Origin of the sequence: Algoriphagus sp. UBA3586 (assembly GCF_002376385.1) — a bacterium.
GTDB classification, from domain to species: Bacteria; Bacteroidota; Bacteroidia; order Cytophagales; family Cyclobacteriaceae; genus Algoriphagus; species Algoriphagus ornithinivorans.
In genome coordinates this window covers 1-21792 of record NZ_DFMT01000038.1, presented here as the reverse complement: position 1 = coordinate 21792, position 21792 = coordinate 1, and the positions used below count along the sequence as shown (strand labels likewise).

Here is a 21792-nt window from a genome sequence, read left to right as displayed (position 1 = left end):
GTTCCTACCAATGGTAATACACACAGTTCATCCTTCATGACTGCTTGAATTGCGTGAAATAAGAAAAAAGGATTCTTTGATGCCCGTAAATCGTAATTCTATTATTATTTATTCGCTCGTCAAGGCATCTTGAAGAATAAATCTCATTTCTAATCACCGCTTTCACTTCGAAATTCAACATTCATCATTCGATGTTCGATATTTTCTGGAACGTGTAATTGGGTAACTGAGAAATTGAGTCGGCTTTTGTTCAGGGTTCAATGTTCATGCCCGTAAATCGTAAATCGTAATTCTATTATTATTTATTCGCTCGTCTAGGCGTCTTGAAGAATAAATCTCATTTCTAATCACCGCTTTCACTTCGAAATTCAACATTCATCATTCGATGTTCGATATTTTCTGGAATGTGTAATTGGGTAACTGAGAAATTGAGTCTGCTTTTGTTCAGGGTTCAATGTTCACCGTTCATGCCCGTAAATCGTAAATCGTAATTCTAAAATTTCTAAATATCCTTCCCCATCCTCTTAGGTGCATCAAAACTACAAGCCAAAGCTCCTTCTCTTTTCATCAAAATATTTTTCCAACTCTGGATAAAACATACTGCTTGCTTCAGGCACACCATCCAATACCAACTCCATTTTTCCATCCAATTCATCCTGATTGACCTGCATGCCTTCTATCAAATAAATTAAATCTTCCAGATTGAAAGGCTCCTCAATTTTTGATGGGTAAAGCATATAGTCATTTCCATAAAAATCCACCGCTTCCAAATGGATTTTGAAATCCATCTGGTGGGCATAAATACTGATCTGTTCGCCCCAAGTGGACTCCGGATAGTGGAGTTTGACCAACAAAACAGAGGAAACTTCTTCAGAAAAGTAAGTGGATGGCTGGAATTTGAAATCAATCATAATTTGAATTTACGAAGCTTCAGCCATGATTTATAGACTAGCTATGGATCTTCGCTTTTTTCAATCCCATTTCACATTGGATAATAAGGACTTTCGGGCTATTTTTGGTCCTGATTTCAAACAGGCTCAGTCTTGTTTTTTCCAATTAATAGGCTTTCAATTCCCTGATTATGAAAAGAGATACGGTTGTATTTGACCTCATCGCACAAGAAGAATACAGACAGAAGCGCGGCATAGAGCTGATTGCTTCGGAAAATTTCACCAGCAAGCAGGTCATGGAGGCCGCAGGCAGTGTTTTGACCAATAAATATGCAGAAGGGCTTCCAAAAAAGCGCTACTATGGTGGATGCGAGGTGGTCGATGAGATCGAGCAAATTGCTATCGACAGAGCAAAGAAGCTCTTTGGTGCAACTTGGGCCAATGTGCAGCCCCATTCCGGTGCACAGGCTAATGCTGCTGTATTCTTGGCATGTTTGAAAGCCGGGGATCCTATCTTGGGCTTTGACCTGTCTCATGGTGGTCACCTAACTCATGGATCTCCAGTAAATTTTTCCGGAAAATTATACGATCCTCATTTTTATGGAGTAGAAGAAGAGACCGGGGTGATTGATTATGATAAGGTAGAAGCCAAGGCATTAGAAGTAAAACCAAAAATGATCATTTGCGGAGCTTCTGCATACTCTAGAGACTGGGATTATGAGCGTTTGAGAGATATTGCTGATCAGGTAGGAGCATTATTGTTGGCGGATATTTCCCATCCCTCAGGATTGATTGCAAGAGGCTTGTTGAATGATCCATTGGAGTTCTGTCATATCGTGACCACCACTACTCACAAGACCCTGAGAGGACCTAGAGGGGGCTTGATCTTGATGAGAGAAGACTTTGACAATCCTTGGGGATTGACTACTCCAAAAGGCGAAATCAAGAAGATGTCTTCTTTGCTGGATATGGGTGTGTTCCCAGGTACTCAGGGAGGACCATTAGAGCATATTATCGCAGCTAAGGCAGTTGCATTTGAAGAGGCCTTGTCTGATGAATATATGACTTATATTCTTCAAGTGAAGAAAAATGCAGCCGTAATGGCAGAAGAGTTCGTAAGTCTGGGATATCAGTTGATTTCAGGAGGAACTGACAATCATTTGATGCTAATTGATCTTCGAAATAAGAATCTTACTGGAAAGCTGGCAGAAGAAACATTAGGCAAAGTAGATATCACTATCAATAAAAACATGGTCCCATTCGATACCAAGTCTCCATTTGTGACTTCCGGGATGCGAGTAGGAACTGCCGCGGTCACCACCCGTGGTCTGAAGGAAGAAGATATGAAAAAGATCGTTCAGCTGATTGACCGAGCTTTGCGAAATCATGACAATGAAAGTGAATTGCAGAGCATCCGTGCAGAAGTCAATAAGTGGATGATTCAGTTTCCATTATACTAAAAGCGAAACAAACCAACGTGGCATTAGACCAATATCAAGAGGAAGAGGAGGGAATGTCCTTTTTGGACCATTTAGAAGCTCTCCGCTGGCATTTGCTGCGATCTGTGGCAGCCATTCTGATTTTCTCAGTGATTGCATTTCTATCCAAAAGCATTGTTTTTGGAATCATTATCCTGGGCCCATCCAAGGTGGATTTTCTCACCTATCGGGTGCTTTGTGATATCAGTGATTATTTGGGAATTGCAGCATTGTGTATTGACGAACTCCCATTTACCATTCAAAGTAGGCAGATGACGGGGCAGTTTTCCATGCACATGACCTCCAGTTTTGTGGTGGGTTTTGTGGTGGCTTTCCCATATGTATTCTGGGAGTTTTGGAAATTTATCAGCCCAGGATTGTATGATCAGGAAAAAAACGCGGCTCGGGGAGCTGTTTTCTTCGTGAGTTTGTTGTTCTTCTTAGGGGCAGCCTTTGGATATTATATCCTTTCTCCTTTATCGATCAACTTCCTTTCCAACTATCAGTTGGATCCGTCGATCTTAAATGAGTTTGATATATCTTCCTATGTGACTACCCTTATCATGCTGGTATTGGCTTCTGCGATTATGTTCCAGTTGCCGGTAGTCATCTATTTCTTGTCTATGTCAGGACTGGTTACCTCAGGAATGCTGAGAGCTTATAGAAGACATGCGATTGTCGTGATATTGGTTCTGGCGGCCGTAATTACCCCTCCGGATGTAATTTCTCAGTTGCTGATCGCCATGCCTATCTTGGTCCTGTACGAAGCTGGAATTAATATCGCTAAACGTTTGGAGAAAAAGCGGGCGATTAAGGAAGCCGAGTATGCGAAAAAAGAAGCTGAATAGAAGTCTGAATTCTTAAGTCTAAAAGCTGAAGGCGATATGAATTAAAGCCTACAAAAAATTTAGCGCTTAAGTCTATGGATAGAGGTTAAGAGCTGCCCGTAAATCGTAAATCGTAAATCAAAAATAAAATGAAGATTGCAATCGGAGGCGATCATGCCGGATTTGAATACAAAGAGAAGTTGGTTCAGAAACTGGAAAGCTTAGGCCATGAGGTCAAAGATTTTGGACCTTTCTCTGATGCTTCTGTGGATTATCCAGACTATGTGCATCCCTTAAGCACTGCTATTGAAAATGGAGAATACGAGCTGGGCATTGTTATCTGCGGATCCGGAAATGGAGTAGCAATTACGGCCAACAAGCATCAAGGAATCCGTGCGGCCCTTTGCTGGAATGAGGAGTTGGCAGCTTTAGCTCGTCTGCATAACAATGCCAATGTTTTGGCTCTTCCTGCCAGATTTATTTCCTACGAGCTTGCAGAAAAACTGGCTGAGACCTTCCTAAACACCCCCTTCGAAGGCGGACGACATGCTAATCGGGTGAATAAGATTGCTTGTAGTTGATAGGCTAAAGTAGAAGAAAAAAGCCCGACAATTTGCCGGGCTTAAATCTAGAGTAAGGGTTTGAATTGCCTTAGGAAGCGCACATCGTTTTCAGTGAATAAGCGCAAATCCTTGATTTGATATTTGAGCATGGCGATTCGCTCAATTCCCATTCCGAAGGCAAAGCCCGTGTATTTTTTGGAGTCAATGCCGCAGTTTTCAAGGACATTTGGATCTACCATTCCAGAACCCCCGATCTCTACCCAACCTGTTCCTTTACATATGGTACAACCTTTTCCTCCACAAATCAGGCAAGAAATATCAATCTCTGCACTGGGTTCGGTGAAAGGAAAATAAGAAGGGCGGAAGCGAACTTTGGTTTCCTTACCAAACATCTCTTTGGCAAAGTGATACAGGGTGTTTTTTAAATCCGCGAATCCAACGTTCTCATCAACATACAATCCTTCAACCTGATGGAAGATGCAATGTGCCCTTGCAGAAATAGCTTCATTTCTATACACTCTTCCAGGAGAAAGAGTGCGGATGGGAGGTTTTTGATTTTCCATTACTCTTACCTGTACAGAGGAAGTATGGGTACGCAAAGCGATGTCAGGATTTTTCTCGATAAAAAAGGTGTCCTGCATCTCCCTTGCCGGATGGTTTTCAGGGAAGTTGAGAGCAGTAAAATTATGCCAGTCGTCTTCGATTTCCGGTCCTTCGGATAGGTTGAAACCAATGCGCTCGAATATTTCTATGATGCGTTGACGAGTTGCAGTCAATGGGTGAATGCCTCCTATATCTTGGTTGGATGGAGGTAGGGTTAGGTCAATATTGGCAGATTTGGATTTTTTATTCGCAGAATTGACTTTTTCTATCAGCTCCTGAAACTTCTCCTCTGCAAGTTGCTTGACTCCATTGACCAATTGTCCATAGGCACGCTTTTCCTCATTCGGGATTTTTCCCATATCTGCGAAGAGAGCACCCACAACACTTTTTTTGGAGATATACTCCATGCGGTAAGCTTCCAACTCTTCGGGATTATTGGCATCTGCAGATGCAATTGCGGCCTTGATGGCATCGATTTTTTCCTGATACATGAGATTCAGATTAATCAAGTCGCAAAGCTACAATTTTTGACTTAAAAGGCCTATTGGAGGATTGGTTTATCGCTATCGTTGTTCCGGATTGCAAATCCCGAACTCGTATGGTAGGTTTTGTAATCCAAATTTCAAATCATAATAAAATATCCCTTAAGCATGTATCAAACTCTTCAAGGGGCCTTAAGCCCTTTGAGGGTACTTGGTACAGACTTTTTAAAATATTTTTCAATTTCTCTCAATCCAGTTTTTGCTGGGCCCTCGTAATTCCTTCCAAATACAAAAAACACTACAAACCATGAAAAATTTCTTAAAAGTAGCTTTAGTAGCATTTGTTTTCTTATCAGCCAATGTGGCTTTTGCACAAATGGAGAAGACAGTAGAAGTAGGTGGCGCACCTATGTATCCTTCCAAAAACATTGTTGAAAATGCAGTAAACTCTGCAGATCACACTACCCTGGTAGCAGCTGTAAAAGCAGCAGGATTGGTAGAGACATTACAAGGAAAAGGTCCATTCACCGTTTTTGCTCCTGAAAACTCCGCTTTCGCAAAATTGCCAAACGGAACAGTAGAAACACTTTTGAAGCCGGAGAACAAAGGTCAATTGACAGCAGTTTTGACTTACCATGTAGTTGCTGGTAAAATGGGTTCTAAGGACATCGCAGACGCAATTAAAAAAGGTAACGGAAAAGCGGTATTGACTACTGTACAAGGTGGTAAATTGACTGCTTGGATGAAAGGTAAAGACTTATATATCACCGACGAAAACGGTGGTCAGTCAAAAGTAACTATCGCAGACGTATGGCAGTCAAACGGAGTAATTCACTCTGTAGACACTGTAGTACTTCCTAAAATGTGATAAGGTAAAGTTAGGGTTAAATAGCAAAAAGCCGGCGGGGATGTGCTCCGTCGGCTTTTTTTATTTTTTAGAGCGTTATTATTTTTCTACGTATTAACAGGAGTTCAAATAGTTATGCTACAAAGTCGGCCTCTAACTTGAAAATAACTCAATAACCAATAACATTTTCCCTGCGTTTCCGCGAGCAATTTTAAAAACTACAGAGGGGACATAGCCTCTTTGCCTTTTCCATCCTTTGCGGGAGATAAAACCGCTGCGTCGCCGCGCCACTGCGAGCCATTTTATTTAACCACATAGGATTCACAATAGCACACATAGTTTGTGACAAAGGTGAAATCTTAGTTTGAAAATAACTCAATAACCAATAACCTTTCCCCTGCTTTTCCGCGAGCAATTTTAAAAACCACCGAGGGAACATAGGAAATATAGCCTCTTTGCCTTTTCCAACCTTTGCGGGAATATCATTGGGCCACTACTAGCATTTTTAGCCTTCTGATTTTAGCCTTCTCACTTTCCTACCAGGTTCTTCCTCCACTCGGCCTACCTCTATTCCAAGGACTGTTATCCGGCTCGGGCTCTTTGAAATTCCCAATGATATAAGTAAAGGTTAGCATCCCGTATCGGGTTAAAACATTGGTGAATACATCCGTAATCGCGACATCAGAAATAGTTCTACTGATGCTGTTATTTTGATTTAATAAGTCAAAAACCACCACTTTCAACTCGGCCTTATTGTTTTTGGCAAAGCGGAAGCCACCTTCAATATTCCACAACCACACAGACTGATCAAAACCTTCAGACAAGCCGCTGTAAAGCATATTATTCACATTATTGCCTACAAACAGTTTTCCATTGTTGGGAGAGAAATACAAACGAATATTGGACTCCTGCACATAATAATTTTGATCCAAATTAGCCTGCAAACTGGAATTAACGATAGTATAAGTACCTGTAGTACTTACCGAGAAATCCACATTCTTGCTGATATTGGAGCTAATCGTAATGCCCTGGCTTAATTCAATGTTGTCATTCAAATTCAGATCACCATTGATCAGTCCAGGAGTTCGGTTGAAGCCTAGTCTTGTATTGGTATTGAATTGTAATTTCAACTTCGGAATTGGCATCCCATAGGTCGCAAAAGCCCTCACTCTCCAATTCCCATCCAAGTTCACCGGCTGAGAGATTTGTCCTCCTGGTCTCAGGAGGATTTCTCCATTGATCAAAGTGTCTTGGGAAGCCACAAAGGTGCTGTTTCCAATAAAATTACTGGTTGCAGAATAGTTGATGAAGGTGAAAAAGGTCTTAGACTTTTCTAGATTGACTTTGGCGATGTTTGCAAAAATATTGTGGTTATAGCTTTGGCCCAATGTAGGGTTACCCACTGATAGATTTAAAGGATTTTGATTATTGACCACGTTTTGTAACTCAGTTACACTTGGCTCATCAGTATCAGTTCTATATCGAATCCTCCAGGAAAAGCCTGTTTCCCTGTTCCGGAAGTTAATATTTGCACTCGGTAAAATATTGTTGAAATCCCTTCTGAATACTCCCTCTGTTGGGAAGAAGGCCTCATTGTCCAAACGGGCATTTTGGTAGTCTAGGTTCAAATTAATATTCCAGCCATTATTGGTATAGGCATAGCCGGATCGTAGTCTTTGAGTGATAAATTTATTATCAAATTCATTACTCAAAGCTGTATCCAACACTGGCAGGTTTTCTTCATTGAAGACTCGGGTTTTTTGGTCAGCACGGGTTTTATTGTTGGATATTTGGTAGCCAAAAGTTCCGATGGATTTTTCTCCAAATGGCTCCGTCCAGGTAGTGTTGATCCTATAATTAAAGCCCCGATTTAAACCGTCTGTTTCTTGAGTAGTGGTGTCTAAAGTATTTCTTCTATACTCTCTGCTCGCTGCCAATAAATCGGAAAACTGATCCCTATTGTTCCAAACTGTATTGATATCAGTAGAGAGAGTTCTTCCCTTTTTGTCAAACTTATATCGGTAAGTCAGATTGTTTGCCAAATTGAAAGCCTGAGTTTCTGCATTGGAAGTAGATCTTAAGGCAGATAGAGAATCACCCGTACTCGCATAGGTCAATGCATCCCTGTCACTGAAGGTGCGGTTGGTTTGAAAAGAAATGGATGGAGTGATGATCAAACTGTTTTTCTCATTCAAATCAGCTTCAATTCGGGCATTTGCTCTGTGGTTGAAGTTTTCCACATTATTGATCAGACTTTCTTCATAAAACTGACTTAGCCCTTGGTTGACGATCGTTTCCCGATTGGTTAACTGACGCAGGGTGTTGTTGGTATTATTGAAAAAATAACTTCCGGTAAAGTTTACCTTCTTGCCCCATTTGTCTGAATAATTCAGGCCCAAAGCATTGGTTGCTATGATTCCAATGTCATTGCCTACAAAGAAGTTGTTGTTGCCTCCTCCGAAGCGCCCACCTCCAAATCTTCTTCCTCCTCCTCCCGAGGCATTGGCGGTTACCCCTGCCAAATCTTGGGAAGAAAAGTTTTGCTGATTGACATTGTTGAAAAGACCTAATATCGATACTCTTCGATCTCCATTAAATAAGTTCAAGCTGCCCCCCGCGGAATAGCGATCATCTGTACCATAGCCTGCATAGGCTCTTCCAAATTGCCCATTTTTCTTGTCTGAGCGAAGGATGATATTGATGGTTTTGGTGTAGTTACCGTCATCAAAACCCGTAAGTCTGCTTTGGTCTGAGCGTTGATCCAAGACTTCTACCCGTTCGATGGCGTCAGCTGGAAGATTTCTTAAGGCAATGCTGGGATCCGAACCGAAAAATTCGCGTCCGTCCACCAATACCCTCTGAACCTGTTCTCCCTGAGCTTGGATTTGTCCATTTTGAAATGTAACACCCGGAAGCTTTCTGATTAAGTCTTCTGCCTGGGCATTTTCTCTGGTTTTGAAAGCATTAGCATTAAAGGAGGTAGTATCTCCTTTTTGTTCACCCACAGGTACTTGCCCTTCAATCAAAACTTCCCCTAATACCTTGGTGTCTTCAAGTAAGATCAAATCTCCCAAATCCACGGGCTCTCTCATGCTGTGGATTTTGGTGATAGTTCTATATCCTATAAAAGTGATTTCTATTTTAACCTGAGGGATATTTGGACGGATGATTTCAAATTTTCCTTGTCCATCCGTTACAGTCCCCCTCAAAAGTGAATCGGTTACTGTTTTGATTTGCACATTGGCACCAACCATAGGCTGGTTAATAGATCCGTCAATCACAGTGCCGGTAAATTTTCGCTCCTGTCTCTCAGCTCCTTCGGGCCTTTGTGCCAAAGCTGTCAATGCCGTCAAAAAGCAAAAAATTAAAGTAATAATTGGGTAGTTCTTCTTCATACAATTGCAAAGTTCATCTCCTTTGACTGTATGAAAAAGGCAAAGGTTTAGTCCCTCTTTACTAAAAAATAAGAGAGGGGAAATGCTGGGATAAAAGGTTGTTTCAGGCTTTTAACAGCGTTTAAATTTTTGCCATTAAATCGGAATAATTGATCCCAAAGTGAGAATTGTCGTAAACAGCCACTTCATCCCGTACAATGATAACCTGTGGAGACTCATGTGGTACACCAAATTCTTGTTCTACGAGGTTTGAAAGATTTCTATACGCAATGAGGTCTAAAAAATAAGGAACTAGCCTCTCTTCATCTTCTGCTTTCCAATTTCTCAATAGTCTGTCCAAGGACATGCTACTGACTGAGCAACGTGTACTGTGCTTAAAAATCATCACAGGTCTTTCTTTGCTAAGCGCTTTTATTTCCTCAATTTGAGCTTCTTCTGTTAATTTTTTCCAATTCATCACTTCTTATCCTTTAATTGGGACAATACTTGCAGGGAGTAATTAGTTCCTTAATAGATTCATTGAAATTACAAATGATCCATCAATTCGCAACTCAATTGCAAAAATATAGTATTCCTCTCATATTTCTCAGTATCCTGCTTGTTGGATGCAAAAGTTTAGATATTTCTAATCCCGGACCCTTGCCTGAAATCCCACCGGCTACCTCCGAGGTCAATGTTCCTTTGACTATGCCGAAGGCTACTCTCAATAAGATATTTAATTCCCAACTTCCGGTTAATTTGATTTCTGAGGAAAATTTGGATTTAGGTAGCGGCATAGAGGGAAATCTTCAATTGAGCAGAGTTGGGAATATCTCATGGGTAGCTTTGGATAGCCAGACAATTCAAATGACTCTTCCTTTAAAAGTAAAGGGTGATTTAGGATTGAAAAGAGGAGGATTGGGAAGTTTATTTAGGGGAAAAGTGCCATTGGATGAGCAGTTTGCTCCTGTATTTCGGGTGAATCCCCAGATCAATCCAGACTGGAGTCTGAGTGTCAAGCAGTTTGAATTGATAGATTTAGGAGGAAATCTTGCCTTGGATGTGCTAGGGATGAAATTGGATTTGAGCGGATTGTTGGAAAGGGAAATCCGGGTTTGGGCGAAAGAAAATTTACGTCCCGATCAAAAACTGGTGAACATGAAGCCCATGATTGACTTGGCATGGGAACAGGCAGGTAAGCCTTTTATGGTAAACTGGGAGGGAGGCGCTCAGGCCTTTTCTATTCAGCCTCAATCCGTGAGATTAAAAGAGTACTTTGACCGATCTGAAAACTTTCATCTTTGGTTGGGTCTAAGCGGAAAAATCAACACTCATCCCGCTAATGCAGCACCTTCTAGAGCTTTTCCTCTTCCGGCTCTAAGTACCAATTCAGATTCAGAAAATCATCTAAAGATCACCTTGCCTTTTCAAATGAGTTATGCTGAGCTGGATGCTTTGATGGCAGAGAATTTTCTGGGAAAAACATTCAGAGCGGATAGAAAGACTTTGTTGACTTTAGCCAATCTCAAAACTCAATCTTTTGGGGAACGGCTGGCTATTACCTGTGATTTCGTGGCTGACCGGGAAAATGGTGAGCGGATGGAAGGAAACTTCTTTGTGGTCGGGAAGCCTGCCTACGATAGAAAATTGGAAAGTTTGATTTTTGAAGATGTTAATTTCAAAGTGATGAGTGATAATTCCAGAGCCAAGTTGGGTATCGCGCTTAAAAAGGGAAAAATTATCCGTCAGATTGAAAAAAGGGCTGTTTTTCCGATAGGGGATTTGTTGGAAGATAGCTTGGGAGGCATTCAGGAAAGGTTAGGTCTGGAGACTCCTATCGCTGATTTGTCTATCCAAAATCTTGAAATATCTCCCTCGGGATTTTATCCTACCCGTTCCGGCTTGCAGGTGATGATGAAAGCCCAAGGAAAAATAGGGGTCAACTGGAAGTAATCAGCGAAATAACTCCTGATACGTAAGAATCCCCTTTTTCTCGGCCTGCTTTAATAACTTCAATAATAATTGAGCAGTCAGAAATGCATCACCTCCAGCAGTATGCCGGTCTTCTTTGGGGATGTTGAACTTCTCGCACAAAGCATCCAAGCTGTAATCTTCTTTCCTAACCCTATTCCAGTCTACTTGGGGGCCAAAATCCAAACGCACAGCCAAATTCATCGTGTCAATTTTTGGATTAGGAAATTGATTAAATCCAAAGGGTTGAAAAGTCTTGCATAGTAGGTCCAAATCAAATCCAATATGATGGCCTACGATAATGGATCCTCGCAGATTACCCAACAGCTCCTGACAAAAGGTTTTTAACTCAATTGGATTTTTGGGATGAATCAAGCCATGTATTGTTGCAGATTTTCCAGGAGATTTCTCAGATGCAAATTGCCATTCTTTGGAACTGCTGATTTTGATTTTTCCTTCTTCAATCCCTATGATACCGCAGGATAATAATTCATCTTTCTTAGGATCAAAACCAGTGGCCTCGGTATCCAAGACTACAAAGCTCAATTGCTGGATTTTTCGGATTCCGGGAATGGACTTCTTTGCCTCAGTCAAATAAGCGTTCAGCCAAGGAGGCTGCTCCTCTTTTTTTCTTCCAAAAGGCCACCAACTCATTTCCTGAAGTAGGCTAGTTGAAAACGCACTTCCACAATATCTTGCAATTCAGCCAATGGTGAGAAGGTGTTCTTCAGCAATTGTCTTTGAAGTTTCCCCATATGTTCCGGAGAAATGAATCTGCCACTATTATCATTTTGAAGTCCTTCCAATGCTCTCATCCTCATCAGGATTTCATAGGCCTTTCCGGCTTGGTTGAAAAGAGATTCGTAATTAGGTTCCAGCTGCCCTAATTTTTCAAAGCGCTTAAATGTATTATTGATCCCTGTTATTCCGTGGCTCAAGACCAAAAGTCTGGCTAGGTCCGCCAAGGGCATCATTGCTCTGGCTTTGATATCAAACTGGTCTCTATGTTCCCCAGATTTTTCCACCATAAAATCTTTAAAAAAGCCGAGTGGAGGTGGATTTTTCAGAGCATTTTGAGCCATAAAGCTCAGAAAAGCCTTTTTGGACTGGATTTCCTCATATATATGGGCACTGAGCTCATCAGTTAGAGAAGAGCTACCGGTGATTTTTCTGAAGTCAAAAAAGATAGAGGCCTGCATTAAGGATTCTTGAGTAGGCGAAAGAATCCACTCTGAGAAATATTCTTTCCACTTGCTCAGAGGCTGTACCCATTTGGGATTGGAGGCCATAATCTCACCCGGGCAAGATGCAAACCCACATGCAAGGAGAACTTCCACTATTTCAGAACCCATTAGATGGAAATAGTTTGCTGCTTTCACTTGAACCGAAGCCGGGAGGTCCTCATAAATCAGGGCATTGTCTTGGTCAGTTCTTAGTAGCTGCTCTTCCCTTCCCTCCGAGCCCAAAGAAATAAAGGCAAATTTGATTCCCTGCATCTCCGGAAATTCGGGTGCTAGTTTGCTCCTGGCAATTTTGGTTGCTTGTTGAATGATGACATCATTGATTTCAGTCATGACAGAGGCCACAAAATCCATGGATACCTCATTTTCCAAATAATAGCGAAGCATTGTCTCGGCTCTATCCCGAATGGCACGCATTTCTGTGAGATCGGTAGTATTGAGTAGGGCATTGATCAAAACTGCAGGACTATTGCCCATGGAAAGCAGCACGTCATGATCCGATAGAATCCCACAAACAGGACTTTCGGCGCTCCCGTCTTCGGTCAGGATCAAATGATGCAGCCTATTTTTAATCATACTCAAATACAAGTCTGAAAAGCTGCTGTCTCTTTTTTTGGTGATCACAGGTGAGCTCATGATTTGCTTCACAGGCAAATCCAGTGATATTGCTTTTGCGACAACCTTGGTTCGAAGGTCCTTATCGGTGATGATTCCTACGGGGTATTTATCGGAATTGATAATTACGACTGAACTCACCTCCTTTTCTGCCATTTTTTCTGCAGCTTGTTGTATGCTAGATTCTGGAGCAATACAGACTACATTTTCTGAAAATCGAATTTCAGACTGATCTGAAAAAATAAGTAAAGAGTGGTCATTATTGTCTTTTTTGAAAATCCCCCTAGCTTTCTGTCCTGCAGAAAGATCCTGCCGTATCACGACCTGTCCTGATGCGAAACCTGCTGCAAAAAAGAGAGCTACTTTGCTGTTTCTCTGCAGAATTTCTTCAAAAGCATTGACAGGGATGCAATACACCAGTGAATTTTCCAATACAGCTGCAGTGAGGATATAGGGTCTTTTTCCCAATAAGGCCAAGACTCCAAACACATCCCCTTCATCACAAAAGTCTTTGGTCTCCTCCCCGTCTTTCAATTCGATTTGGCCTTCTTTCAGGATAAAAAAATAGGCTTCCGGGGCATCTCCTTTTTCAAATAGAATTTCACCTTTTTCGTGGTATTGAATTTCTATTTGAGAGGCCACGGAGGCTAAGTCATCTTGGTTCAAGAAGGAAAAGGGAGGATGTTTTTTTAGAAATTCCTGAACCCGATTGACAATGACATTGGCCATACTTGTTGAAGAAGTTTAGATGCAAGATACAAGTTCTATTTTCTTGTATCCTGCATCCAATTCAGAAATCCGGGTTACTTTCTGCCTTCAATAATCTGAGTTACCACCTCAGGATCAAGAAGTGTACTGGTATCTCCCATATTATCCAGATTATTTTCTGCGACTTTTCTCAATATTCTCCGCATAATCTTACCAGATCTGGTTTTGGGTAAACCTGGCACAATTTGAATTTTATCAGGCTTGGCGATCGGGCCGATAATTTTAGAAACGGTATCCTTGATTTCGTTGACCAAGTTTTCCTCCGTTCTATTCTTCATGTCACAGATTACGTAAGCATAAATACCCTGGCCTTTGACTTCGTGTGGATAACCTACTACCGCAGATTCTATTACCAATGGGTGCTCATTGATGGCATTTTCTACTTCTGCGGTGCCCATTCTATGTCCGGAAACATTAATCACATCGTCTACTCGTCCTAAAATTCTATAATATCCATCATGGTCTCTTTTGACACCATCTCCTGTAAAATACATGTCCTTGTAAGTGGAGAAGTAGGTTTGTTTGCATCGATCATGATCACCATAAGTGGTACGGATCATAGAAGGCCATGGAAACTTAATACAGAGGTTTCCTTCCACCCCATTTCCCGTGAGCTCATTTCCTTCCGCATCCACTATGCATAATTGAATTCCGGGAAGAGGCAAAGTTGCATATGCTGGTTTTGTCGGAGTGATTCCCGCAAGAGGGGAAACCATAATTCCTCCTGTTTCAGTCTGCCACCAAGTATCTACAATGGGACATTTTCCTTTTCCTATATGCGTATGATACCAATGCCAAGCTTCCTCATTTATGGGCTCACCAACTGAGCCAAGCACTTTCAATGAGCTCAAATCATATCCTTCGATAGGTTCTGTGCCGTGGGCTTGCAGAGCCCTAATGGCTGTAGGTGCCGTGTAAAACTGATTTACTTGATGTTTTTCCACCACTGCCCAAAATCTTCCTGCATCAGGAAAAGTAGGTACTCCTTCAAACATCAAAGTGGTTGCTCCTGCTAGTAAAGGTCCATACACGATATAGGAGTGCCCGGTAATCCAGCCAATATCTGCGGTACACCAGTAAATATCCCCTGGAGAATATTGAAATACATTTTCAAAGGAGTATTTGGTATAAACCATATATCCTCCAGTGGTATGAACAACCCCTTTTGGTTTGCCGGTAGAACCTGAAGTGTAAAGGATAAAGAGCATATCCTCCGAGTCCATTTCCTCTGCTTTATTTTCCTCTTTCTCTTCTTTGATTACATCATGCCACCAATGATCCCTTCCAGATTTCATGTTGATCTCCTGGTGGGTTCTTTGGTAAACAATCACGGTTTCCACGGAGGATTTCTCCAATGCCTCGTCGACTACATCTTTGACAGGAATTTTTTTATTTCCTCTGAAATTCCCATCTGCTGTTAAGATTGCCTTTGCCTGACAATCATTCACTCTATCTGCCAAAGCAGAGGCGCTAAATCCAGCGAAAACCACAGAGTGAATAGCACCAATTCGGGCACAGGCAAGCATGGCTACAGCTGCCTCCGGCACCATAGGCATATAAATAATGACCCGATCCCCTTTTCCGATTCCTTTTGCTTTCAGTGCATTGGAAAACTGGCAAACTGCATGATAAAGCTCTTTATATGTAAGCGTACGTCCAGCTTCTTTTGGATCGTTAGGCTCCCAAATAATAGCGGGCCGATCGCCAATTGTATAGAGGTGTCTTTCAAAAATATTCTCAGTGATATTCAGTTTACCATTGATAAACCATTTGACATCTGGGTCCCGAAAATTCCATTTTAAGGTTTTGGACCATCTTTTTTTCCAATGAAAAGAATCTGCGACCCGAGACCAGAACTCCTCTGGCTGGGCAACACTTTTCTGGTATTCATACAAATATCCGCTGAGTGTGTGTAATCGATCGCTCATTTCTACTTTAGGTTTATTGTAAAAAAGGGCTTTTGCCCTGAATTTTTTCTAATGGGTCGGCTTTCCCGCTCCTCTGGGAATTCGAATTTCCTCTATCATCTCTTGTACGTCCTGAGGAGGTGGAGGGGTTAAGCTTGATACTAAAATACAAATTAGAAAATTGAGAATCATTCCCAGAGACCCAATCCCCTCAGGGGAAATGCCAAACCACCAGTGCTCAGAAGTATTGAGTTCGGGACTGATAAACTTGAAATAAATGATGTAGCCCAATGTGAAGACCAGTCCGGTTAACATTCCTGCGATGGCGCCTTCTTTATTAATCCTACTCGAAAAGATTCCCATAATGATGACAGGGAAAAAGGAAGCTGCCGCTAAGCCAAAGGCAAAAGCAACTACTTGAGCCACAAAACCGGGAGGGTTTACTCCAAAATAACCCGCCAATATCACTGCTCCGGCTGCGGCAATTCGGGCTATACGCAATTCCTTCTTTTCTGTGATGCCAGGATTATAGGTTTTTACCAAATCTCTGGAAACAGAAGTGGAAATAACTAGGAGAAGTCCTGCTGCTGTAGATAAGGCTGCTGCCATGGCCCCTGCTGCAACCAGACCAACCACCCAGTTGGGAAGTTTTGCTATTTCCGGAGAGGCCAGCACCATGATATCACGGTCTATATTTAACTCATTGGTTTCGGGATCCGGCAGGTATTGTACTTTTCCGTCTCCATTTTTGTCTTCTACTTGAATCAAATCAGTTTTTTGCCAAGTAGCAATCCAGGTAGGCAGCTCATCCATTCTCTTTTCCGAGGTGGAATTGATGGCATTGTAAATTCCAAATGCGGCTACCGCTGGAGCAGTGGTGTATAAAATAGCTATAAAGACTAAAGCATAGCCAGCCGAAAGCCGTGCATCTTTGACTCTGGGAACCGTGAAAAATCGCACAATCACATGTGGCAAACCAGCAGTACCAACCATTAAAGCTAATGTGATCATGAATATATCGGTCATACTTTTCCTACCTGAGGTATATTCTGCAAATCCTAAATCTGCCAAAACACCATCCAGCTTATCCAATAGATAGGTGCCTTCTTCCAACTCTCCACCCAATCCCAATTGGGGAATAGGATTACCAGTCAATTGCATGGAGATGAAAATAGCCGGAACCATATAGGCGAAAATGAGCACACAGTACTGGGCGACCTGGGTGTAGGTGATTCCTTTCATGCCTCCTAACACGGCATAGAAAAAAACGATACACACTCCTATCACTACACCCCATTCAATCGGTACTTCCAAATAGCGGGAAAAAACAATTCCAACTTCCCTCATTTGCCCAGCCACATAGGTAAAGGAAATAAATAAGGCACAAATGACTGCTACTATTTTTGCGGTTTTGGAATAGTAGCGATCGCCCACAAAATCAGGAACAGTAAATTTTCCAAACTTTCTCAAATAAGGAGCAAGCAAGAGAGCCAATAATACATAGCCTCCGGTCCAGCCCATGAGATATACCGATCCATCGTATCCCGCAAATGAGATCAGGCCTGCCATGGAAATAAAAGAAGCTGCTGACATCCAATCGGCAGCCGTTGCCATTCCGTTTGCCAAGGGGGAAACTCCCCCTCCAGCTACGTAAAATTCTTTAGTGGAACCAGCTCTTGTCCAAATGGCAATGCCAATATAAATAGCGAAAGAGACGCCTACGAGCAAATAAGTCCAGGTGAGGATTTCCATAATTGGGTTATTCTTCGTTTACGTCAAATTCCTTGTCCAGCCGATTCATGCGGTAGACATAAATAAAAATCAAAACCACAAATGCATAAATAGATCCTTGCTGTGCAAACCAGAAACCTAATTTGAAGCCTCCTAGCCTGATTTGATTGAGTTCTTCGACCCATAGGATTCCAAACCCGAAGGATACGAGAAACCAGAAAAAGAGCAGTATCAATAAGGTCTGAAGATTTTTTCTCCAGTAGCGTTTTGTGTTTATTTTGGGTTGGGAAGACATAGATTCTTTGGCTTTATAAATGCTTCAGCATATAAAGTAGCAGGTGAATCCACGTAAATGCAACCTGTTTTATATAAAAATTAAATTTTTTTAAAAAGTCAGCCTAGCTAAACCAAATTTTATAGCAAATATTCAGAGGCAATCGCTAAGGCTGCGGCAAAGAAGCTTACCAAAAGCTTGCTGGTTTGAAGCTTATGTTGTGGGCTGCTTTCGAAGAATATGGTTGTGGAAATGTGAAGAAATCCTCCTGCAACGAGCCCGTACAAAACACCGATTCCTTCTTTTTCCAAAACTCCTTGCTGGAATAAAAAGGCACTTGAAAACATTCCTAAAGGAGATGCTAATGCGAAAAGTGTTAATAGAATCAAGGTCCATTTTTTCGAAAGCTCGGATGAAAGTACCGCGGCTAAAGCAAAAGCTGCTGGACCTTTGTGCATGATGATTCCTGCCAAAATGGTATTCTCGCTATGACCATGAGCTACTTCTTCTACCACACCCTCCATCAAGCTTCCATGGGATAGTAGGGTGCCTTCCAAAAATGCGTGGATAAATAGTCCAATCATGACAGTCATCACTCCTCCTTTTCCGGAACCGTGATGATGGTGAATATGTCCGTGTTCTATTCCGCTAGATAAATATTCTAAAATCTGCTGAAATAAAAAGCCAATCAAAATGTACAGTCCCATACTAGAACTGCTGTAAGTGCTGTCAAAAAGTTCGGGAATTATGTGGAGAATGGTGATGGAAAAAAGGTATGAGCCCGCAAAAACCAGTACTAGCTTGAAATATTTATCACGGAAATCCGGTGCAAAAAAGACCAAAGATCCCGCAATCATTGCAGTTAGAAAAAGAAGAATAAAGTTGGTTCCCATGCGAATTGATCAGCTTTTCCTTTCAAAATCCAAGAAAAGCTGGGTTTATAACCCTCGCAAAGGTAATAAAATTCAATAATGTTGCATTTATTTTAAATGCTGTGAATCTGTGTTCTTATTCCTGAACGAAGGATAGGTATGGCTTTAGGCTTTCAGTGGCATAAGTTCCATAGCTTCCATCCGGATTACTATAGATTAGAAATACTTCGATTTCTTTGATCCCTTCTGATAGAGCAATAGCCCTTTCAGTACCCATTACCATCATGGCTGTTGCATAGGCATCCGCAGTCATGCAATCATTAGCTAGTACAGTAGCGCTAAGCAAATTATGTCTTACAGGATAGCCAGTTTTAGGATTAATGGTGTGAGATATCTTGATGGAATCTTGCACATAAAAGTTCCTGTAATTCCCTGAAGTAGCCATACCCTTATTGTTTAAGGCAATAATGCTGTATAGTTCCGATGCATTGGATTCTTCTTCAGGTCTATTTACACCCACTTTCCAGAGTTCGCCTTTTTCATTTACTCCACGCGCCACTAATTCCCCACCTATTTCTACCAAATAATTTGACAATCCTTTGCTGCTCAAAAATTTGGCTACCACATCCACTCCTTGTCCTTTGGCAATAGCAGAAAAGTCTAGATATACGCCAGGAACCTTTTTTCTCAATTGCTTTGAATCAAAATCAATTTTGTCAAACCCAACCATTCTCAGCATGTTTTGAATATCCACTGAGTCTTTTAACTGCGGTCCACCAGGTCCAAATCCCCATACATTCACCAAAGGACCAACTGTTGGATCAAATGCCCCTTCAGTTTTCTGATAGATTTCTTTGCTTGCCTTCAACACTTGAGGTAGGAAAGGCAATTGAAAATTCAAAGAGTCTCCCTGATTGAACCGACTTAATTCCGAGTCCGAGATATAGGTGGATAGGCTTTGGTTGAAAACAACCAATAGAGAGTCAATAGATTTTTTAAAGTCCCGATTTTCAGTATCCAAATAGGTGACTGAGTAAGTTGTACCCATTGTTTGGCCTGATAAAGTCACTTTTCCAGATTGAGCAGCCTCTTCCAAGGTGATTTCAGGTGATTTTTCCCGGTTTCTCCAAGTGTAGACTACCACTACCAATAGGAGAAGAACCAGGGAGTAAATGATATTTTTTCGGGTATTTGGGCGCATTTCGAATCTATTTTGGACTCAAAGTTAAGGCTTATTTTTGCTTGGCCTGTCAATTTCTTACTTCAAAATTATGATAGCTCCCATGGCTATTTATTTGAATCTTTTGAGAAAAATTACTGCCTTTAAGAATTTACCAGGTTAACCTTGCTTTGGTAGAAACCAATGGTTTTAGATACTTCTGTCTTCTGTCTTCCCTCCCACTAATCAAAGAGAATTTGGTTGAGGGTATCATTAGGGATCATCATATTTCTATATTTGTAAGCTAGCGAAGAATCATGAGAGAAGATTATCTGAGAGGAGACGAGGAGCATTTGAGTTCCAAAGACAAGGAATTTGAAAAAGCACTCCGTCCATTAAGTTTTGAGGATTTTACAGGTCAGGCCAAAATCGTTGAGAACCTGAGGGTATTCGTTTTGGCTGCTAAAAACAGAAACGAACCTCTGGATCATGTCTTATTGCATGGCCCTCCGGGACTGGGGAAAACCACCCTAAGCCATATTATTGCCAATGAACTGAAGGCCGGAATCAAAATCACCTCAGGCCCAGTCTTAGATAAACCCTCGGATCTTGCTGGACTTTTAACGAATCTTGAAGAAGGAGACGTGCTTTTTATCGATGAAATCCACCGTCTCAATCCTATAGTGGAGGAGTATCTGTACTCTGCGATGGAAGACTTCCGGATCGATATCATGTTGGATTCGGGGCCTAATGCAAGATCAGTTCAAATTTCTCTCAGTCCCTTTACCTTGATCGGAGCTACCACCCGTTCGGGCCTATTGACTTCTCCCTTGAGAGCCAGGTTTGGAATCAATTCCAGACTGGAATATTATGATGCAAAATTGCTCACAGATATCGTGTCCCGATCTGCAGGGATTTTGCAAACTCCTATAGACGAAATTGCAGCTTTTGAAATTGCCAGAAGGAGCCGCGGAACGCCGAGAATTGCAAATATGCTTTTGAGAAGAACGCGGGATTTTGCTGAAGTCAAAGGTGATGGAACCATCACATTGGATATAGCAAAATTTGCCTTAAATGCCTTAGACGTGGATGAAAATGGCCTGGATGAAATGGATAATAGAATTCTGCTGACCATCATTGAAAAGTTTAAAGGCGGACCTGTAGGCTTGAGCACCATTGCCACAGCCTGCGGGGAAGAAGCGGAAACCATTGAGGAAGTATATGAGCCTTTTCTGATTCAGGAAGGATATATGAAACGAACAGCCCGAGGAAGAATGGCTACTGAACTGGCATACAAGCATCTAAAAATCAAGCCAGCCCAAGGAATGGGAGGTTTGTTTGATATATAAAATTAGGCATCATGAGCATCCTCAAATATTTCCTTTTGTTCTGCTGCTATAGAAGTTAGACTTGCCTAAAACCGATCACGAATCTTTTTTTGGAGATCTACTACTACTAAAAAGTGATAAGAATAATAGTTTTATTTTCAGGTGTCTTAATTCTGTCATCTTGTGAACGAAAAACTTCACCAAAGGCTTTAATAGAAGGTGCATCCGACAGTATCCCGATGACAGAGAATATTTTAAGATCTCCCATTACCCACGGGGATACTCCCATCTGGTACTACAATGAATCCGAAAATTTAATCATTGAGGAAATCGCCGAAACTATTCCGGAGAATCAGGTTTTTCTCAACGAATTAGCTATAGCAGACTATCCAAAAACGCCTGATAATCTGCCTGAGAGCTTTGTCCTTACCCAGCATGATGATCAAATCGATATTGCCAATTATCGAAATGTGAAGGATTCAGTATGGGTACAATACAGTCAAGGAAAGCTTACATTCTTAGAATTTAAAAATTACAGCAATACAGATTTTAGGCTGGAGGATTTGCCAGTTTTCCAAATAACTTTGGATGATTACAAAAAGCGATATCCTGGTTCTTATAGCTTACGAAACTTATTCCCTTCTTATCTTTTTCAGGATTATAATAAACTAGATAGTGTAGAGACCATAGACCTGACTTTTCTATGGGTGGAAGGTGCAAGGATGGATATCATCTGGCTGAATAAGTATGCGGCGCATGTAGAGTTTAGGTTTTTTTGATAGGGAAACAGCTAACCATAGAAGTTATCTTTCTTCAAGGAGAATAGTTAGTTATCTATTTTGTTCCTAACCGCTTAAATAAC

General features: G+C 41.4%; 18 protein-coding genes. 7 read left to right on the top strand and 11 right to left on the bottom strand.

The window, feature by feature from the left end; genetic code table 11:
• Positions 1-539: 539 nt before the first annotated feature.
• Positions 540-911, bottom strand: coding sequence for a UDP-glucuronosyltransferase (locus tag B2906_RS13865; protein WP_286940562.1), 372 nt, complete (start codon positions 909-911; stop codon positions 540-542).
• A gap of 170 nt (positions 912-1081) precedes the next feature.
• Here B2906_RS13865 and glyA point away from each other — a divergent pair, with 170 nt between their 5' ends.
• The 3 genes from glyA to rpiB all read left to right on the top strand — a co-directional run bounded on the left by glyA (position 1082) and on the right by rpiB (position 3776).
• Positions 1082-2350 (top strand): serine hydroxymethyltransferase, encoded by a 1269-nt coding sequence (gene glyA / locus B2906_RS13860; protein ID WP_286940560.1) that lies wholly within the window; start codon positions 1082-1084, stop codon positions 2348-2350.
• A gap of 17 nt (positions 2351-2367) precedes the next feature.
• Positions 2368-3216, top strand: coding sequence for a twin-arginine translocase subunit TatC (tatC, locus tag B2906_RS13855; RefSeq protein ID WP_091653566.1), 849 nt, complete (start codon positions 2368-2370; stop codon positions 3214-3216).
• 128 nt (positions 3217-3344) lie between these two features.
• Positions 3345-3776, top strand: coding sequence for a ribose 5-phosphate isomerase B (gene rpiB / locus B2906_RS13850; RefSeq protein WP_219957257.1), 432 nt, complete (start codon positions 3345-3347; stop codon positions 3774-3776).
• A gap of 47 nt (positions 3777-3823) precedes the next feature.
• Here rpiB and pheS read toward each other — a convergent pair whose 3' ends face one another.
• Positions 3824-4852: a phenylalanine--tRNA ligase subunit alpha gene (pheS, locus tag B2906_RS13845; protein ID WP_219957256.1), complete on the bottom strand. Its 1029-nt coding sequence runs from the start codon at positions 4850-4852 to the stop codon at positions 3824-3826.
• 298 nt (positions 4853-5150) lie between these two features.
• On the opposite strand from pheS, the gene B2906_RS13840 reads away from it, so the two are divergent.
• The gene (locus B2906_RS13840; protein WP_219957255.1) at positions 5151-5711 is read left to right on the top strand and encodes a fasciclin domain-containing protein; all 561 of its coding nucleotides are present in this window, start codon (positions 5151-5153) and stop codon (positions 5709-5711) included.
• Positions 5712-6226: 515 nt separating this feature from the next.
• Here the strand turns inward: B2906_RS13840 and B2906_RS13835 are convergent.
• Positions 6227-9085 carry an outer membrane beta-barrel protein gene (locus tag B2906_RS13835; RefSeq protein ID WP_286940541.1) on the bottom strand — a complete coding sequence of 953 codons (2859 nt, stop codon included), beginning with the start codon at positions 9083-9085 and terminating at the stop codon, positions 6227-6229.
• 121 nt (positions 9086-9206) lie between these two features.
• Positions 9207-9542 (bottom strand): bacillithiol system redox-active protein YtxJ, encoded by a 336-nt coding sequence (ytxJ, locus tag B2906_RS13830; RefSeq protein WP_286940536.1) that lies wholly within the window; start codon positions 9540-9542, stop codon positions 9207-9209.
• Between the two features lie 74 nt (positions 9543-9616).
• On the opposite strand from ytxJ, the gene B2906_RS13825 reads away from it, so the two are divergent.
• Positions 9617-11017, top strand: coding sequence for a DUF4403 family protein (locus B2906_RS13825; RefSeq protein WP_286940531.1), 1401 nt, complete (start codon positions 9617-9619; stop codon positions 11015-11017).
• Here B2906_RS13825 and B2906_RS13820 read toward each other — a convergent pair whose 3' ends face one another.
• The 7 genes from B2906_RS13820 to B2906_RS13790 form a co-directional block, all read right to left on the bottom strand.
• Positions 11018-11689 (bottom strand): 3'-5' exonuclease, encoded by a 672-nt coding sequence (locus B2906_RS13820; protein ID WP_286940526.1) that lies wholly within the window; start codon positions 11687-11689, stop codon positions 11018-11020.
• On the bottom strand, positions 11686-13620 hold the full coding sequence (locus B2906_RS13815) for a DUF294 nucleotidyltransferase-like domain-containing protein (RefSeq protein WP_219957250.1): 1935 nt from the start codon (positions 13618-13620) through the stop codon (positions 11686-11688). The genes B2906_RS13820 and B2906_RS13815 overlap by 4 nt, the downstream gene beginning before the upstream one ends.
• A gap of 74 nt (positions 13621-13694) precedes the next feature.
• Positions 13695-15587: an acetate--CoA ligase gene (gene acs / locus B2906_RS13810; RefSeq protein WP_286940520.1), complete on the bottom strand. Its 1893-nt coding sequence runs from the start codon at positions 15585-15587 to the stop codon at positions 13695-13697.
• Between the two features lie 48 nt (positions 15588-15635).
• The gene (locus tag B2906_RS13805) at positions 15636-17318 is read right to left on the bottom strand and encodes a sodium:solute symporter family protein (RefSeq protein ID WP_286940517.1); all 1683 of its coding nucleotides are present in this window, start codon (positions 17316-17318) and stop codon (positions 15636-15638) included.
• A 7-nt stretch (positions 17319-17325) separates the two neighbouring features.
• Positions 17326-17592 (bottom strand): DUF4212 domain-containing protein, encoded by a 267-nt coding sequence (locus B2906_RS13800; protein WP_286940515.1) that lies wholly within the window; start codon positions 17590-17592, stop codon positions 17326-17328.
• A 119-nt stretch (positions 17593-17711) separates the two neighbouring features.
• Entirely contained in the window at positions 17712-18464 is a 753-nt protein-coding gene (locus B2906_RS13795; RefSeq protein WP_219957248.1) for a ZIP family metal transporter, read from the bottom strand.
• 115 nt (positions 18465-18579) lie between these two features.
• Entirely contained in the window at positions 18580-19644 is a 1065-nt protein-coding gene (locus B2906_RS13790) for an FAD:protein FMN transferase (RefSeq protein ID WP_219957247.1), read from the bottom strand.
• A gap of 275 nt (positions 19645-19919) precedes the next feature.
• Here B2906_RS13790 and ruvB point away from each other — a divergent pair, with 275 nt between their 5' ends.
• Positions 19920-20951, top strand: coding sequence for a Holliday junction branch migration DNA helicase RuvB (gene ruvB / locus B2906_RS13785; protein WP_144606210.1), 1032 nt, complete (start codon positions 19920-19922; stop codon positions 20949-20951).
• A gap of 113 nt (positions 20952-21064) precedes the next feature.
• Positions 21065-21709 carry a hypothetical protein gene (locus B2906_RS13780; RefSeq protein ID WP_286940500.1) on the top strand — a complete coding sequence of 215 codons (645 nt, stop codon included), beginning with the start codon at positions 21065-21067 and terminating at the stop codon, positions 21707-21709.
• Positions 21710-21792: the final 83 nt, after the last annotated feature.

What these genes read in the sequence shown, in the direction of transcription:
- rpiB (WP_219957257.1), top strand. Translation starts at nt 3,345, where the DNA reads ATGAAGATTGCAATCGGAGGCGATCATGCCGGATTTGAATACAAAGAG.
- B2906_RS13790 (WP_219957247.1), bottom strand. Translation starts at nt 19,644, where the DNA reads ATGCGCCCAAATACCCGAAAAAATATCATTTACTCCCTGGTTCTTCTC.
- B2906_RS13820 (WP_286940526.1), bottom strand. Translation starts at nt 11,689, where the DNA reads ATGAGTTGGTGGCCTTTTGGAAGAAAAAAAGAGGAGCAGCCTCCTTGG.
- B2906_RS13800 (WP_286940515.1), bottom strand. Translation starts at nt 17,592, where the DNA reads ATGTCTTCCCAACCCAAAATAAACACAAAACGCTACTGGAGAAAAAAT.
- pheS (WP_219957256.1), bottom strand. Translation starts at nt 4,852, where the DNA reads ATGTATCAGGAAAAAATCGATGCCATCAAGGCCGCAATTGCATCTGCA.
- B2906_RS13805 (WP_286940517.1), bottom strand. Translation starts at nt 17,318, where the DNA reads ATGGAAATCCTCACCTGGACTTATTTGCTCGTAGGCGTCTCTTTCGCT.
- glyA (WP_286940560.1), top strand. Translation starts at nt 1,082, where the DNA reads ATGAAAAGAGATACGGTTGTATTTGACCTCATCGCACAAGAAGAATAC.
- B2906_RS13865 (WP_286940562.1), bottom strand. Translation starts at nt 911, where the DNA reads ATGATTGATTTCAAATTCCAGCCATCCACTTACTTTTCTGAAGAAGTT.
- ytxJ (WP_286940536.1), bottom strand. Translation starts at nt 9,542, where the DNA reads ATGAATTGGAAAAAATTAACAGAAGAAGCTCAAATTGAGGAAATAAAA.
- B2906_RS13825 (WP_286940531.1), top strand. Translation starts at nt 9,617, where the DNA reads ATGATCCATCAATTCGCAACTCAATTGCAAAAATATAGTATTCCTCTC.
- B2906_RS13795 (WP_219957248.1), bottom strand. Translation starts at nt 18,464, where the DNA reads ATGGGAACCAACTTTATTCTTCTTTTTCTAACTGCAATGATTGCGGGA.
- B2906_RS13815 (WP_219957250.1), bottom strand. Translation starts at nt 13,620, where the DNA reads ATGGCCAATGTCATTGTCAATCGGGTTCAGGAATTTCTAAAAAAACAT.
- B2906_RS13835 (WP_286940541.1), bottom strand. Translation starts at nt 9,085, where the DNA reads ATGAAGAAGAACTACCCAATTATTACTTTAATTTTTTGCTTTTTGACG.
- ruvB (WP_144606210.1), top strand. Translation starts at nt 19,920, where the DNA reads ATGAGAGAAGATTATCTGAGAGGAGACGAGGAGCATTTGAGTTCCAAA.
- B2906_RS13840 (WP_219957255.1), top strand. Translation starts at nt 5,151, where the DNA reads ATGAAAAATTTCTTAAAAGTAGCTTTAGTAGCATTTGTTTTCTTATCA.
- acs (WP_286940520.1), bottom strand. Translation starts at nt 15,587, where the DNA reads ATGAGCGATCGATTACACACACTCAGCGGATATTTGTATGAATACCAG.